Origin of the sequence: Marivirga sp. (assembly GCF_035704835.1) — a bacterium.
GTDB lineage: Bacteria > Bacteroidota > Bacteroidia > Cytophagales > Cyclobacteriaceae > Marivirga.
The window spans coordinates 14638-28934 of the sequence record NZ_DASSWQ010000076.1 but is presented as its reverse complement, the minus strand read 5'-3'; the positions used below and the strand labels follow the sequence as shown (position 1 = coordinate 28934).

Sequence of the window (14297 nt, the reverse complement as noted above, 5' to 3'; positions counted from 1 at the left end):
TTTCTACACCTATTTAATTAAATCAAGATGTCTCTCAAGCAAAAAAGCAGATTGCCCCAATTACTTATGCTAATTGGAGTGCTATCATTAGGAGCAGTTTTCTTATTTCCCTTATGGCAAATCACCTTAGATGCAGCTCAATTTCCGGGTGGACTGAAAATGCATATCTGGATCAACAAGATTTCGGGTAGTGAGAAGAATATCATTCAAAATATTAATATCCTGAATCATTATATCGGGATGCAATACATTGAGCCTGATTCTATTCCTGAGTTGAAATATTTTCCTATGGTGGCTTATGTCATGATGGCACTGGGACTAATTTCATTGGCCATCAATAAAGCTTGGGTTTATCTGACTTGGTTTATTATTATAGCTATTTTAGGGGCGCTTGGGATCTATGATTTTTATTTATGGTTATATGATTATGGTCACAATCTTGATCCTAAAGCCCCTATAAAAGTTGAAGGTATGACTTACATGCCACCGCTTTTAGGAGAAAAAGATTTACTGAATTTCTATGTAACCTCATACCCTCATTTAGGAAGTGGATTTTTAGGATTATCATCTTTACTTGCATTGGCTGCATATTGGTTTAAAAGAAAAAGCTAATGAGAATTCTTAAACTCTTATTTACATTTTCTATTATTTCAGTTTTAATAGCATGTTCTGTTGAACCTGAACCTATAAATTTTGGAAATGATCATTGTGTTTATTGCAAAATGACAATTTCTGATCCTAAATATGGTGCTGAACTGGTAACCGATAAAGGGAGAATCTATAAATTCGATGCTATAGAGTGTATGATACCATACATCAAAGAAAATCGTGAAACAAAGTTTAGTTATATCATGGCAATAGCTTATGATGAACCGCTAAAACTTAAAAAAGTGGAAGAATTGCACTTTGTGAAAAATGAACACTTCAAAAGCCCAATGGGCAAAAATTTAGCTGCATTTGCTAAGCAACCCAAAGAATTTGAAAGCTTAGATTGGAAACAATTGAAAAAATCATTCAATTAAAATATTTAAATAAACCATTTTAATGACTCGCTACTTCCTGCTCTCATTCTTCCTTTTAATTTTTATTTCAAGCAGTCTGTCAGCACAAACTTTTATTGTTAAACCCAACAACTCTATAAAAGAAGCAATCCTGCAAGCTTCAGATTATGATACTATAATGGTAAAAGCTGGGGTTTACAATGAAAACTTGATTTCAATAGAAAAACCCTTGACCATCATTGGTGAAGAAGGCGCCATAGTAGACAGCCAAGAGGGAGATGAAATATTTATTGTTCAGAGCGATCATGTGACCATCCAAAACATGACCTTAAAAAATATTGGAGTTAGTTATATAAAAGATAGAGCAGCCATTCGATTGAACAGAGTGCAAGATGTGAAAATCCTCAAAAACACATTGATCAATACATTTTTTGGAATCTATCTACAGAAATCTAACAATTGTGTAGTAGATGGGAATAAAATTATCGGTGGTGCTGAAGACGAATCCACTGCTGGAAATGCCATCCACATCTGGCAAGGAAAACGAATTCAAGTGAGCAATAATGAAGTTTCATCCCACAGAGATGGAATTTATTTTGAATTTGTGGACGAGAGTTACATAGCAAATAATACCAGTAAAAATAACATGCGTTACGGGCTTCATTTTATGTTTTCCAATAATGACCTTTATGAAAATAACCGATTCCAGAATAATGGATCGGGAGTGGCGGTAATGTTCAGTAAAAATATCGAAATGATCGATAATGAATTTTTAGATAATTGGGGAGGCGCTAGCTACGGATTATTGCTTAAAGAAATTTCAGATGGAAGCATAGAAAATAATAACTTCTCCCGAAATACGGTTGGAATTTATGCCGAAGGAGCCAACAGGCTTTCTATTAAAAATAATCTCTTTCATAAAAATGGTAAAGCCATGGATATCAAAGGCAATAGTCTGGATAATCAGATTATACAAAACGATTTTGTGGGCAATACTTTTGAAGTCCTTACCAACTCGAAATCAAATCTCAATCATTTTGAAGGAAATTACTGGAGCCAATATTCCGGCTACGATTTAAATAAAGATGGAATTGGAGATGTACCGCATCGACCTGTGAATCTCTTTGCAATAGTCACCGACAAAATTCCAGCTGCCAGTATGTTATTGCACAGTTTTTTGGTGAATAGTTTGGATGCGGCAGAGCGTCTGTTCCCTCAATTTATTCCCGAGCAACTCATTGATCAAAAACCGAAGATTAAACCCAATCATTATGATCAAAATTGAAAATTTGAATAAGCATTTTGCTAAACATAAAGTCTTGAACGATATCAATCTCCAGTTTAATGCAGGAGAATGTGTGGCTTTAATTGGACCGAATGGTTCGGGTAAAACTACACTTATTAAGAGTATTTTGGCTTTGGTGACCATTGAAAAAGGAGAGATTCATGTGCAAAATGAAAATATCCATAACCAAAGTGCGTATCGTTCAAACATAGGTTATATGCCCCAAATCAATAGATTTCCAGAGCATATGTCAGTGCATCAGCTTTTCAATATGATGAAAAGCATACGATCTGAAGTGACCGATTATGACCTTTCTTTATATGAAGCTTTTGATATTGAAAGCATGGGGAAAAAGAAGCTCGGAATATTATCTGGGGGAATGAGGCAAAAGGTTAGCGCTTCCCTAGCATTTCTTTTCAAACCTGAAATCCTCATTTTAGATGAACCCACCGCAGGATTAGATCCCGTTTCGAATGAAATTTTAAAAGACAAACTGAAGCAATCCAAAGAGAAGGAAAACAAGTTGGTTTTGATCACCTCACATATTTTAAATGATTTGGATGATATAGCCGACAGGGTGGTTTATCTAATGGACGGAAGCTTGTATTTCGATAAGCAAATGAGTGTCTTAAAAGAGGAAACATCCGAAAGCAGATTAAATAAAATTATTGCAAGCATTTTAAATAGTGAAAAACAATATGTTTAAAATAGCCAAATTTATAACGATAGATTTGCTGAAAAATAAGGTAATGCTTCTTTACTTGATTTTTCTGTGGTTAGTGTGTTTCGGTCTTTTCAGTTTGCAAGGTCAGGGAGATAAAGCTTTAACTGGAATCTTGAATGTAAGCTTATTGGTAACTCCAATGCTGTGCTTGATTTTTGCTACTATATATTTCTATTATATGTATGAATTTATGATGCTATTGCACGCACAACCCATCAAAAGAAATACACTTTTTATAGCTTTGTATTTAAGTTTGGTACTAGTATTTACCCTAATTTACTTATTGGGTGCAGGGCTGCCGCTTTTATTTATGAGTCCTGGAAAAGCTTCCATTTTGATGATAGTCGGGACATCTTTTCTCAATTTCATATTTATAGCCATAGCTTTAGGAGTAGCCGTTTGGACGAAAGATAAATCAAAAGGAATGGGTTTTTCGCTTTTGATTTGGGTATATTTTGTCCTCCTTTTCGATGGAATTATTCTGTTGTTAATGTATAATTTCAGTGACTACCCAATTGAGAAGTTTGTTTTATATATCAGTTTTCTAAATCCAGTAGACTTGATGCGTATATTGGTTTTGATGCAAACTGAAGCTTCAGCATTAATGGGCTATAGCGGTGCGATCTTCCAAAAAGTATTCACTGAAAATTGGGGGATAAGCATAATATTATTGCTCATGTTTGTATGGACTATGGTTCCGTTAGGATTATCACTAAAAGCCTACAATAAAAAGGATTTGTAAATGCCTAAGCACGTCTGGTTATTGCCTTTTGTGATGCTTTCTTTGATAGTGGGCATCATTGGCGGTTGGTTGCGCTTAGGTTGGGCACAATTTAATATTCCTGAAGCAGCTTTTCATCACGGAATCATCATGACTGGAAGTTTTATGGGTGCATTAATTAGCATGGAACGAGCTGTTGTGATGAAAAACAAAGGCTGGTTTTTAATACCAATTCTGGCAATTTTAGCTTTGCCTTTAAACCTGTTGGGCTTCACTCAAATAACCATTATCAGTTTAGTGCTATCCTCCGCAGGCTTAACTTTTCTGATGTATATCCAAAGTATGAGAGTGAAAGAAGCTTCACATTATGTGATAACATTAGGAGCTTTTTGCTGGGCTGTAGGTAATGCTTTATTACTGAAATCAGATTTTATCCCAATGGTAGTGCCATGGTGGATAGCATTTTTGCTTTTCACTATAGTTGGCGAAAGGCTAGAGCTGAGCAGGTTTTTACCTGTCAAAAAGATCTTTATTATTTTACTATATGTCCTGATTTTAGGTGTATTTGCAAGTTTCTTTATCCCCTTTCATTTTGGTGGAAGTCGCATCACAGGAATATTGATTGCATGCATTGCGTTTTGGCTTTTACGCTTCGATATGGCAAGAAAGTCCATTAAGAAAAAGGGGGAATATCAATACATTGGATTAGGTCTAATTGTTGCGTTTGTTTGGTTATTAGTCCATGCTCTCATCATGGTTTTTATGGAAAATCACGCGCTCTATTATGATTTATGGGTGCACAGTTTCTTTTTGGGATTTGCTTTCTCCATGATCTGTGCGCACGCACCAATCATTTTTCCAGCAGTAGTAAAAGTCAAGAGATTAATATATCATCCTATGCTTTACATTCCTTGGGCGCTGTTTCAACTTTCATTGATTGGAAGACTTTGGTTTGCATTTATTGAGAATTTTGAATTACGTAAGCTATTTGGAATAGTGAATGGCTGGATTATAATGCTGATGTTTTTGAGCATGGCTGCCACTTATTTTTGGAATACTAAGAGAAATAAGAAAAACCCCACCTAATGGTTTATAGTCTTTGTTTCTAAGCATATTACTGCAACTTATATCTATAATATATTTCCTGATTTTAAATTTTATGATTTATGTCATAAAAAAACAAAATTAATTAACGATAAAATTGTCTTAAATTAAATTTATGGTTTACCTTTGCCTCAAATGCAATAGGTCAATGTTTTCTAAATCTTGTGAATACGGTATCAGGGCAGTAATTTTCATAGCGACACAATCTAAAAAGACTGATCGTGTTAAGATTGGAGATATTGCTGAAAAAATTGATTCTCCGGTGGCATTTACTGCAAAAATTTTAGGGCTGTTGGTTAGAAATAAGATTGTATCTTCTATAACTGGTCCTAAAGGTGGCTTCTATATTGAACCTCACCGTTTAGATAAAATCTTTCTTAAAGATATTGTCGAAGTGATAGATGGTGATAAAATTTATAAGGGTTGTGGATTGGGCCTAAAAGAATGTTCAGCAAGTCATTCATGCCCAGTTCATCACAAGTTTGCCAAAGTCAGAGCGGAAATTGATTATATGTTGTCCAGCACCACATTGAAAGAATTAACTGAAGGATTGCATGAAAAATTAACATTTTTGATGCGGTAAAAAAATTTAAATCTATTTACGATAAGTATGTCTTAAATATAAAATTTAATATAATGAAGAAAAGTATATTGCTGTTTTTAAGTTTGTTTTTCTCACCCTTGCTAATGTTAGCTCAGCAAGAATCGGTCAGTACAGAGGACTGGTATTTTAGCCCTGGCATTATAGGGACTATATTTTTAATTATCGTAGTATTGATTTTAGCCATTATTATTCTTATCAGTAGAGTTAATGGATTTGTAAATCGATTTAAAAAGAAGGATAAGGCAATTGAGCGAAAGCGAATTTTAAAAGAGTTAAAAAATTTAGACGAGCCGGAGATAGATAAAATACTTCATGAACGTAAATCAGCAATCCGAAATATTTTAAAGGGAGATGAATTGGGATCTGAAATGAGTGTTTCCGATAAGCGTGCTTTAATCAAAAGGATTTATGATGATCCCGAAAATCTATTTTTTGAAGAAAAGAAAAAGACCACATTAAGTTTAGAGACTCCAAATGAGCTGAAAAAAGTGATGTTGTACTATTTAGGAGCTGGGATTTTCTGGTTGATTTTTGGTACAATGATCGGGCAATATCTGGGCATGAAATTTATTTGGCCAGATATGGAATCAGTGGCTTGGTTATCATTTGGGAGACTACGTCCAGTTCACACCAACACCGTATTTTGGGGTTGGACATCTCTTACCATGATTGGTCTAGGATACTTCGTAATTGCTAGGACATCAAATACCAAAATACACAGTATTAATCTCGCTTATGCAGCTTTTATACTCATCAATTTATGTGTAATTATTGGTAACATATTATTAATGACAGGCATAAACAATGGTGGCGGAGAATACCGAGAATATGTATGGCCAGTTATGTTGTTGTTTGCAATTGGTTTAGTGATCACTTTTTTCAATTTTTATAAAACAGTAGCCAATAGAAAAATATCAGAAATTTATATATCCAATTGGTTTATTTTGGCTTCACTAATTTGGACAATAGTCTTGGCTATTATTGGGTATTTACCTTTCTATCAAGATGGTTTGGGGGAAACAGTGACTCAAGGATATTATATGCATCAAGGTGTAGGAATGTGGTTTATGACTTTCACCTTAGGCTTGGTCTATTATTATCTCCCTGCGGCATTAAACAAACCGATTTATTCTTATTCTCTAGGTGTTCTTGCTTTTTGGACTCAAATGCTATTTTATACCTTAATCGGTACTCACCATTTTGTCTTTAGCCCTTTACCATGGTGGCTACAAACAGTTGCCATAGTCTTCAGTGCGGGTATGTTCATTCCTGTTTTGGCAGGTACTACCAATTTCCTTCTTACCATGAAAGGTTCTTGGGCGCAGATCTCAAAAAGTTATGTACTTCCTTTTTTCTTAGTAGGCGTGGTGTTCTATTTTGTAGGCTCTACTCAGGGTAGTTTTCAGGCATTTAGGTTTACTAATTTTGTTTGGCATTTCACTGATTTTAATGTGGCCCACTCGCACATGACCATGTACGGCATTATTGCTTTTTTCCTCTGGGCATCAATTTATGCCATAGTTCCGAAAGTCACAGGCAATGAACCGCCTCAGATATTGGTGGGTGCTCATTTTTGGTTTGCCTTCATAGGTTTATTTGCTTACATGATTTCTTTGATGGCTGGTGGTACGTTAAAAGGCTTAAGTTGGATTGAGGGAGAATCATTTATTCAATCTGTAATTCTGATGAAACCTTATTGGGTTTGGAGGGCAATTGGAGGTACGCTAATGTTTCTGTCACATATCATATTTGCCTACAACTTCTATATAATGGCCAGAAGTAATAGTAGAGTTATAAACTTAAAAGGATAAACTAGACTTAATATGTTTAATTTTCATAAAGATCATAGGAAATTGGTAATAACAGCACTATTAGTGTTTGTATTTCTAAGTACAATCATTGCGATAGTACCTTCTTATCAAATGCAAGATGTGGAACCACTCCCCCAACAAGAGGAATTAAGTGAAGAAGCAATTAAGGGGCTACAAGTATATATTTCTGAAGGCTGTGTAGCTTGTCACACACAACAAGTAAGGAATATTGAAATGGATAATGTTTGGGGTTCTCGGCCATCCATGCCCTCTGATTATTACTACAGCAAACAAAGAATGAATACATGGCAACAATCGCCCTCTCTTTTAGGAAGTGAACGAACCGGGCCAGATTTGACAAATATTGGGAACAGGCAGCCAGGTGCAAGTTGGCATCTACTGCACTTTTACAATCCTCGTATTGTTGTAAAAGAATCCATTATGCCCGCTTATAGTTATTTGTTTGAACACAAAAATGAAGATGAGGTTCAGGATGACGAAACGATTGTAGATATACCATCTGAATTTTTAAAAGAAAAAGGGAAGGTGGTTGTTCCTACTGAAAAAGTAAAGAACCTGATTGCCTACATGCAATCATTAAAACAAACCGAATTACCATCTGCTAAAGATTTTATACCCGCTAAAAAACAAGATAGTCAATCTTCATCCTCATCTTCAAATTCAGATGAAGATAAGGGATTAGATGGTAAGCTATTATATAGCCAGGTTTGCTCTGCATGTCACCAAGAGAATGGAGAAGGCCTAAAAGGTGCTTTTCCTCCGCTAAAAGGAAGTGCAATAGTCACTAAAGACAATCCGGAATTACTAATTAAAATTATTTTACAGGGATATGATGCCAGAAGCGATTATGGTCAAATGCCTGGTTTTGCTACTCAACTTTCAGATGCAGAGATTGCGGCAATTGCCAGCCACGAAAGAAACGCATGGGGCAATAGTGCTGCTAGAGTATCTGAAGAAGAAGTGAAGAAGATAAGAGAAATGGTGATGGAAGAAGCAAAAAACAAAGAACTATGAAAATGAAAACAGGACTGACCAAATTATTGGCAATAGTTTTTATTTTATTCTTAAAAACTAGCACTGCATTGGCTTGTGATGTTTGCGCAGAAAATCAGCCTGCAGGCTTAGAAAATATTACACACGGAGAAGGGCCTACAGCCATTTGGGATTACATTATTACCTGGGGTGCTGTTATAATTGTTGGATTTACTTTGGTTTACAGCTTGAAATACTTAATCAAACCTAAAGAAAATTCAAAATCGCATATTAAAAATATTGTAATCGATAACCTTAATTCAGATGGAAGATAAAAGAATAGTAAAAGTTTATCTGGACGAAGAAAAAGAACCTTTTGGTTCTTTCAAACCTCCAGTAAAATTTGATTTAGATACTACAAAAATAACCGATGGTAAGCACAAACTTAGAATTGTTGCCAAATCATCTAGTGGTGTAGAGGGGATAAAGGAAATCCCATTTGTGGTAAAAAACGGACCAGAAATATCTGTAATTGGTCTTAAAAACAATGAAATTATCGATAGTACCACTTCCATCACCATAAATGCCTATGGAAGTGAAACCAATGATGAGTTTGTGATAAAGGGCTCTGAAACACCTAAGGCCATTCCAGCCTGGGTTTGGGCAATTCTTATAGGATTTATTGGTTTTGCCTTATTTTATCTGATTATGTATTGGGATTCAGATCTATATAACTCATTTTTTTAATGGAAACTTCAAGAAAAATTGAAAATATAGAAGACATCAAATTGCTGGTCGATACTTTTTATGGAAAAGTAAGGCAAGATGATATACTTAAAGATATATTTAACGAAAGAATTAAAGATCAATGGCCCCAACACTTGGAGAAAATGTATCGATTTTGGCAAACCGTTTTATTAGAAGAACACACCTATTATGGCAGCCCATTCGCTCCACATGCAAATATGCCTGTAGATTCAGAGCATTTCAAACGATGGATTATGCTTTTTACAGAAACTGTAGATGAACTGTTTTCGGGTGAAGTAGCCGATGAAGCAAAATGGCGAGCTGGTAAAATGGCCGAAATGTTTAATTATAAAATTCAGTATTATAGAAATTCCAACGAAAAACCGATTCAATAGTATGGAAAAGAGAACACCAATCAAAAGAAAAGAAGAGATGAAACCAGTGAGTAGGGACCATCATCATTCCTTGTTGCTATGCTGGAAAATCAGGACTGCATTTAAAAATGATATTTCTGTAGATCGAGTAAAAAAATATACTGATTGGTTTTATCAAAAGCATGTTTTGCCCCATTTTGAGTTGGAAGAAAAATATATTTTCCCTGTTCTGGGTAATGATGATGAGTTGGTGAAACAAGCTTTATCAGAACATAGAAGACTTAAACGCCTTTTCGAAAACAAAGAAGAACCATTAAAATCATTAAGCTTAATCGAAGAAGAATTGGAAAAACATATCCGCTTTGAGGAGCGAGTGCTTTTCCAGAAAGTTCAGCTTGTTGCCTCTGAAGGTGAATTAAAAGCCATTGAACTCCACCATGCTTCAGGTGAATTTAAAGAAAATACCAAGGATGTTTTTTGGGAATAAGTTATAACCTTAGAAAAGTCTCACCTCTTTCAAGTTTTTCCAGTAAAATCACCATATTAGTGTTTTCCAACATGTGCTTTAGTTTTGTTCTTACCTCTTTAAATTCAAAATGTATTGGGCAGGGTTTTTCTTCCGAGCACTGGCTTAAACCCAATCCACAACCTTCATAAGTTTGAGGGCCGTCAATGCAACGCACTACATCTATTAAATAAACTTTTTCTTTCTGTTCATTGCTAAGGCTAAATCCTCCGTTTCGCCCTTTAATCGAGGAAACTAAATTATCCTTTACTAATTTTTGTAGAATTTTAGCAGTAAATGCTTCGGGTGAGTCAATATTATTAGCAACATCTTTTAAGCCAACATAAGTGCCTTCTTTACTTTTACTGGCAATGTAAATTGTGCCCTTTATAGCATATTTGCAAGTTTTTGAAAACATAATATATATTTAAGATTGTGAAAATAATTTACGGAATTTTCATTCTCGTACGCATAGCTTGCAAAACAAATTGCTGATTTTGTCTGCCTTAAACTCGGCAAAAGCATCAGGTCACTTACAAATATCTAAATTTGAATTATGATAGGGTAATTAAATCTCTGCTGTTTGTAAATAATCCATTCAAAATATGTATTGTCTCTATCTTAAACTGTTTTTCTCAACACCTTTTTTAAATTAGGATCTAAATTTAACTCTATATAACCTTTCTCATAACCATAATTTGGAATACAACTAAAGATAATACTTGGAATTATAATAAGATAATTTAGTCCTAAAATATTTACAATTACCAGAATCTTAATGAAAAGATGTTTGAAGGGATATCAAAAGTAATGAATGCTGCTGATTTATTTGCTTTAATAATCTTGATATTTGTAATTGAAGTCATAACTGAAATTACAATCTTATCACATCTTCCCCTCAAGAAAATATAGACCGAAGAATATTCTTTTTCACTCATCAAATAATTTTTAAGTTTCTGTTTGGCTCGTTTCAGTCTAATTTTAACACTAGATTCCGAAATCCCTAAATATTCAGAAACTTCTTTGGTGCTCAAATTCTCGACAGCCCTCATGATAAACACTGTTCTGTATTCCACAGGTAAAAGGTCTACGGCATTTTCTAGCTCCATTTTTTTTTGTTTCATCATATATCAATGCATCTTCAGGACTTTTAGTCTGATGGTTATTTGCTATTGAATATTCCATACTTCCAAAAACAGAAGTATATTTTCTGTTTCTTTTTAGATATAGCAGTGCCTCATTGATAGCTATTCTTACCAGCCATGTAGAGAAGCATGACTTTTTCTTAAAGGTATGTATTTGGTATAGACTTTTATGTAAGTGGTTTGTAATACCTCTCTTAAATTTTCCTCTTCTTTTATGTAAGCTCGTTGGATACGGAATAATTGCTGATTATATCTTCTCATTAAAACTTCGAAAAGCTTTCTTTCTCCAGACAAAATTTTCTGAATGATTTGTTCATCTGAAAGCATGTGATATTTATCTAAGACTACAAAGCTGTAATCCGTTATGACAAATTAATTGCAAAATTTTATGTACAGACTGTATTCATTATAAATTGTTTTACAAATTACCCTAACTGAATTATTGATTAATAGTGGCAACTTGAAATTAAAGCAAAAGCTTTTAAGTCATAAGTCTTGGAAAATGGACTGCATTGAAGGAACAATCAAAGGCCTAAAATTTTATGCTTAGAAATTTATAAATTCTTACTTTCAGGTAATAAAGCTAGATTTTAACAATTTATTTTTTAATTGTTTTTTACAGTTTGAAAAAACTATCAAACCCCCAATTTTATTCGGTCTAGAAGTTCATTTTTTTGTTATGCGCTTTTAACGCAAGTGAAATTATCACACAAACAATGCTTAAAATTATGAAAACTATGAATCCTCTAGCATACCCAATTTGACCATAGGAATCCACAAATAGACCTAAAAGGGGTATAATTATTAGCGTTCCCGCACCGCCAATTCCTCCAATCCAACCAGAAGCTCCACCGACAGCTTCAGGAACATATTTTGGTACTAAGCCAAAAACAGCCGCATTGGCAATACCCATTCCTGTACCAATAATCATCATTCCAATAAATGAAAAGAGGAAAGATGTAGATAGCGTCAATATCAATGCACCTAAAGCCATAATACCAAAACTAAATGCAGCTACGATCTCCCCACCAAATTTATCAGTGAATTTACCTCCTGGGACTCGTATAAGAGAGCCATAAACGGTGAATATCGCAGCTACTAGACCAGCACCCACAATTTCCATTCCATGAAATAAAATCCAATAAGTTGGAAACCAAGCCGTAAGTGCTGTAAATCCACCCCCGAAAGAAATGGTATAGAGAAATACTAATATCCATGTGCGATAGTTGTTCGCAGATTTTTTGAGTGAATCACGAGTACTTCCCGAAGGAAAGACATCCTGACCTAAGTCATTTCCTATGCTTTTTGCGTTTTCATCTGTTTCGCCATTATTTATCAATTGAAAATAATAAGCATCCATTGCAAAATAAGCATACAAGAGCGTAGCAAAAACTAAAAAAAGCAACCAACTAAAGTAGGCCGCAGTTAAACCAATTACCCCGATCAATACAGGAATTATATAGTTGATAACCCCAGGACCAATATTTCCTAACCCCGCATAAACTCCCAACGCATATCCCTGGCGCTTTTTAGGAAACCAGTAAGATGTTTTAGGCGCACCCACTGTAAAGGTAGCTCCTCCAGCACCGCCTAACACTCCGAAAAAAAGTAATAACGGAAAAAGACGTGAATCAAATTCAGAAGGATAATAAAGGTATAGTACTGTCGTAATTCCCGTTAACCCAAGTATGCTACATCCTAGAAGAATTAAAAAAGGTTTTTTACCACCAACTTCATCAACCCATGCGCCAAAAGGTATTCTCAAAATAGCTTTGCTTAGATGTGGGGAAGATAATAATACTCCAAGCATTGCACCGGAGAGCCCAAGAGATTTTTTAAATTCTGCACCGGCTACTCCATATAATACTATGGTTGTTAATCCGGCAAAAAGACCCAAAGTTGAAGTCCATAAACCTAAACTAGGAGATCCGACTAAACCATATTTTTTCTTTATTTTTTCATTCATTGAATTCTTTTAATCTGAGAAGAAAGCAAGTAACAAATAAAAAAATGCCCCCACAACATTAAATTTGATTGAATAGTTAAGAAAATGATGAAAAGAAAATGAACGCAGTTCGAAAAATTATTTGATTTTTCGAGTCCTATGAGCTTTCAATTTCCTATTAAAGATTTATCAGTAGAAAGCATGACTTTTATCATGTTTTACTTATTATTGAATATATACCTTAGCAATAATAATTCAATGATATGATTGCGAAAATAAATGATTCAATAAAAAACCAGTTGCCATCTTATTTTGCTTTAGTAATGGCAACAGGCATAATGTCAATTGCCTCTTTACTATTAGGCTTTACTCTATTGGCAAAGATTCTTTTCTGGCTAAATGCTGTCTTTTATATTTTTCTTTTCTTTGGATTTGTTTTACGACTGCTTTTATACAATAGCTTATTGCTAGCAGATTTACGGTCTTACCAAAAAGGACCAGGTTTTTTTACTTTCATTGCAGGTACTGCTATAATAGCAAATCAAATCTTATTGTTGTATTCTGTAAATTTCTTTGTTTTAATCCTCTTGGTAATTTCTATTATAGCCTGGCTATTTATCACTTATGGATTTTTTTATTATTTGACGGTAAATGAAAAAAAAGAACGAGTAGAGGTAGGTCTTAATGGCACCTGGCTTATTATAATTGTGGCTACTCAAGCTATCTCTATATTATTTACTGCGGTATCAGGTTCTTTTGGCTTTAATCAGGAAATTATTTTATTCATTTCTCTTTGCCTGTTTTTCTCTGGTGCACTGCTCTATTTGTATTTTATGTCCTTGATTGTATATCGACTGTCATTTTTTCAACTTAAAGCAGGAGAATTAGGAGCTCCGTACTGGATTAATATGGGGGCTACCGCTATTACTACATTGGCAGGCAGTATGCTTATACTTACGGCAGATAAAATGCCCTTTTTAACTGAAATATTGCCTTTCATAAAAGGATTCACTCTTTTCTATTGGGCAGGAGGAACCTGGTGGATTCCTTTACTATTAATATTAGGCGCATGGCGACATCTAAAGATGAAGGTTCCTACCCCAGTTACTTCAAAAGGTTATAATCTAACTTATTGGGGCATGGTCTTCCCCCTGGGTATGTACACGGTCTGTACTTTCAGATTAAGCGAAGCAACAGGATTGTCATTCTTAAAAGTAATACCTGAATATTTTATTTATATCGCGATTTTCGCTTGGGTTGCAGTAATGATAGGTTTTCTAGCAAGAATATTTAAAACTAGTAAACAATAAATAAAGGATTCTAACTATGAATTTCATG

18 protein-coding genes are annotated in these 14297 nt (G+C 34.5%); 14 read left to right on the top strand and 4 right to left on the bottom strand.

What is annotated here, in order from left to right:
* The first annotated feature begins 27 nt into the window (after positions 1-27).
* The 13 genes from VFM92_RS13550 to VFM92_RS13490 all read left to right on the top strand — a co-directional run bounded on the left by VFM92_RS13550 (position 28) and on the right by VFM92_RS13490 (position 9851).
* Positions 28-612 carry a hypothetical protein gene (locus tag VFM92_RS13550; protein WP_325122765.1) on the top strand — a complete coding sequence of 195 codons (585 nt, stop codon included), beginning with the start codon at positions 28-30 and terminating at the stop codon, positions 610-612.
* On the top strand, positions 612-1022 hold the full coding sequence (locus tag VFM92_RS13545) for a nitrous oxide reductase accessory protein NosL (protein ID WP_325122764.1): 411 nt from the start codon (positions 612-614) through the stop codon (positions 1020-1022). The genes VFM92_RS13550 and VFM92_RS13545 overlap by 1 nt, the downstream gene beginning before the upstream one ends.
* Positions 1023-1044: 22 nt before the next feature.
* On the top strand, positions 1045-2286 hold the full coding sequence (gene nosD, locus VFM92_RS13540; protein ID WP_325122763.1) for a nitrous oxide reductase family maturation protein NosD: 1242 nt from the start codon (positions 1045-1047) through the stop codon (positions 2284-2286).
* Complete coding sequence (locus VFM92_RS13535; RefSeq protein WP_325122762.1) at positions 2273-2992, top strand: ATP-binding cassette domain-containing protein; 720 nt, start codon at positions 2273-2275, stop codon at positions 2990-2992. Before nosD ends, VFM92_RS13535 begins: the two co-directional genes overlap by 14 nt.
* Positions 2985-3752 (top strand): ABC transporter permease subunit, encoded by a 768-nt coding sequence (locus tag VFM92_RS13530; RefSeq protein ID WP_325122761.1) that lies wholly within the window; start codon positions 2985-2987, stop codon positions 3750-3752. The genes VFM92_RS13535 and VFM92_RS13530 overlap by 8 nt, the downstream gene beginning before the upstream one ends.
* Complete coding sequence (locus VFM92_RS13525; RefSeq protein WP_325122760.1) at positions 3753-4817, top strand: hypothetical protein; 1065 nt, start codon at positions 3753-3755, stop codon at positions 4815-4817. It abuts the gene before it with no gap.
* A gap of 166 nt (positions 4818-4983) precedes the next feature.
* Positions 4984-5418 carry an Rrf2 family transcriptional regulator gene (locus VFM92_RS13520; protein WP_325122759.1) on the top strand — a complete coding sequence of 145 codons (435 nt, stop codon included), beginning with the start codon at positions 4984-4986 and terminating at the stop codon, positions 5416-5418.
* 53 nt (positions 5419-5471) lie between these two features.
* Positions 5472-7250, top strand: coding sequence for a cbb3-type cytochrome c oxidase subunit I (locus VFM92_RS13515; protein ID WP_325122758.1), 1779 nt, complete (start codon positions 5472-5474; stop codon positions 7248-7250).
* 12 nt (positions 7251-7262) lie between these two features.
* On the top strand, positions 7263-8285 hold the full coding sequence (locus VFM92_RS13510; protein WP_325122757.1) for a cbb3-type cytochrome c oxidase subunit II: 1023 nt from the start codon (positions 7263-7265) through the stop codon (positions 8283-8285).
* Positions 8282-8578, top strand: a complete 297-nt coding sequence (locus tag VFM92_RS13505; RefSeq protein WP_325122756.1) for a hypothetical protein — start codon at positions 8282-8284, stop codon at positions 8576-8578. Before VFM92_RS13510 ends, VFM92_RS13505 begins: the two co-directional genes overlap by 4 nt.
* Positions 8568-8990, top strand: a complete 423-nt coding sequence (locus VFM92_RS13500) for a cytochrome C (RefSeq protein WP_325122755.1) — start codon at positions 8568-8570, stop codon at positions 8988-8990. The genes VFM92_RS13505 and VFM92_RS13500 overlap by 11 nt, the downstream gene beginning before the upstream one ends.
* On the top strand, positions 8990-9385 hold the full coding sequence (locus VFM92_RS13495; protein ID WP_325122754.1) for a group III truncated hemoglobin: 396 nt from the start codon (positions 8990-8992) through the stop codon (positions 9383-9385). The genes VFM92_RS13500 and VFM92_RS13495 overlap by 1 nt, the downstream gene beginning before the upstream one ends.
* Before the next feature lies 1 nt (position 9386).
* Entirely contained in the window at positions 9387-9851 is a 465-nt protein-coding gene (locus tag VFM92_RS13490) for a hemerythrin domain-containing protein (RefSeq protein ID WP_325122753.1), read from the top strand.
* Position 9852: 1 nt separating this feature from the next.
* On the opposite strand, the gene VFM92_RS13485 is transcribed toward VFM92_RS13490, so the two are convergent.
* The 4 genes from VFM92_RS13485 to VFM92_RS13470 form a co-directional block, all read right to left on the bottom strand.
* A complete protein-coding gene (locus VFM92_RS13485) occupies positions 9853-10287 on the bottom strand; it encodes an Rrf2 family transcriptional regulator (RefSeq protein ID WP_325122752.1) in 435 nt (144 codons plus the stop codon).
* 346 nt (positions 10288-10633) lie between these two features.
* The gene (locus VFM92_RS13480; protein WP_325122751.1) at positions 10634-10996 is read right to left on the bottom strand and encodes a sigma-70 family RNA polymerase sigma factor; all 363 of its coding nucleotides are present in this window, start codon (positions 10994-10996) and stop codon (positions 10634-10636) included.
* A gap of 126 nt (positions 10997-11122) precedes the next feature.
* A complete protein-coding gene (locus VFM92_RS13475; protein ID WP_325122750.1) occupies positions 11123-11341 on the bottom strand; it encodes a hypothetical protein in 219 nt (72 codons plus the stop codon).
* A 331-nt stretch (positions 11342-11672) separates the two neighbouring features.
* The gene (locus tag VFM92_RS13470) at positions 11673-12980 is read right to left on the bottom strand and encodes an MFS transporter (protein ID WP_325122749.1); all 1308 of its coding nucleotides are present in this window, start codon (positions 12978-12980) and stop codon (positions 11673-11675) included.
* A gap of 242 nt (positions 12981-13222) precedes the next feature.
* Here VFM92_RS13470 and VFM92_RS13465 point away from each other — a divergent pair, with 242 nt between their 5' ends.
* Positions 13223-14269, top strand: a complete 1047-nt coding sequence (locus VFM92_RS13465) for a tellurite resistance/C4-dicarboxylate transporter family protein (RefSeq protein ID WP_325122748.1) — start codon at positions 13223-13225, stop codon at positions 14267-14269.
* Positions 14270-14297: the final 28 nt, after the last annotated feature.

What these genes read in the sequence shown, in the direction of transcription:
- VFM92_RS13550 (WP_325122765.1), top strand. Translation starts at nt 28, where the DNA reads ATGTCTCTCAAGCAAAAAAGCAGATTGCCCCAATTACTTATGCTAATT.
- VFM92_RS13465 (WP_325122748.1), top strand. Translation starts at nt 13,223, where the DNA reads ATGATTGCGAAAATAAATGATTCAATAAAAAACCAGTTGCCATCTTAT.
- VFM92_RS13470 (WP_325122749.1), bottom strand. Translation starts at nt 12,980, where the DNA reads ATGAATGAAAAAATAAAGAAAAAATATGGTTTAGTCGGATCTCCTAGT.
- VFM92_RS13490 (WP_325122753.1), top strand. Translation starts at nt 9,387, where the DNA reads ATGGAAAAGAGAACACCAATCAAAAGAAAAGAAGAGATGAAACCAGTG.
- VFM92_RS13520 (WP_325122759.1), top strand. Translation starts at nt 4,984, where the DNA reads ATGTTTTCTAAATCTTGTGAATACGGTATCAGGGCAGTAATTTTCATA.
- VFM92_RS13505 (WP_325122756.1), top strand. Translation starts at nt 8,282, where the DNA reads ATGAAAATGAAAACAGGACTGACCAAATTATTGGCAATAGTTTTTATT.
- VFM92_RS13485 (WP_325122752.1), bottom strand. Translation starts at nt 10,287, where the DNA reads ATGTTTTCAAAAACTTGCAAATATGCTATAAAGGGCACAATTTACATT.
- VFM92_RS13480 (WP_325122751.1), bottom strand. Translation starts at nt 10,996, where the DNA reads ATGATGAAACAAAAAAAAATGGAGCTAGAAAATGCCGTAGACCTTTTA.
- VFM92_RS13535 (WP_325122762.1), top strand. Translation starts at nt 2,273, where the DNA reads ATGATCAAAATTGAAAATTTGAATAAGCATTTTGCTAAACATAAAGTC.
- VFM92_RS13515 (WP_325122758.1), top strand. Translation starts at nt 5,472, where the DNA reads ATGAAGAAAAGTATATTGCTGTTTTTAAGTTTGTTTTTCTCACCCTTG.
- VFM92_RS13495 (WP_325122754.1), top strand. Translation starts at nt 8,990, where the DNA reads ATGGAAACTTCAAGAAAAATTGAAAATATAGAAGACATCAAATTGCTG.
- VFM92_RS13545 (WP_325122764.1), top strand. Translation starts at nt 612, where the DNA reads ATGAGAATTCTTAAACTCTTATTTACATTTTCTATTATTTCAGTTTTA.
- VFM92_RS13500 (WP_325122755.1), top strand. Translation starts at nt 8,568, where the DNA reads ATGGAAGATAAAAGAATAGTAAAAGTTTATCTGGACGAAGAAAAAGAA.
- VFM92_RS13510 (WP_325122757.1), top strand. Translation starts at nt 7,263, where the DNA reads ATGTTTAATTTTCATAAAGATCATAGGAAATTGGTAATAACAGCACTA.
- VFM92_RS13530 (WP_325122761.1), top strand. Translation starts at nt 2,985, where the DNA reads ATGTTTAAAATAGCCAAATTTATAACGATAGATTTGCTGAAAAATAAG.
- VFM92_RS13475 (WP_325122750.1), bottom strand. Translation starts at nt 11,341, where the DNA reads ATGCTTTCAGATGAACAAATCATTCAGAAAATTTTGTCTGGAGAAAGA.
- nosD (WP_325122763.1), top strand. Translation starts at nt 1,045, where the DNA reads ATGACTCGCTACTTCCTGCTCTCATTCTTCCTTTTAATTTTTATTTCA.
- VFM92_RS13525 (WP_325122760.1), top strand. Translation starts at nt 3,753, where the DNA reads ATGCCTAAGCACGTCTGGTTATTGCCTTTTGTGATGCTTTCTTTGATA.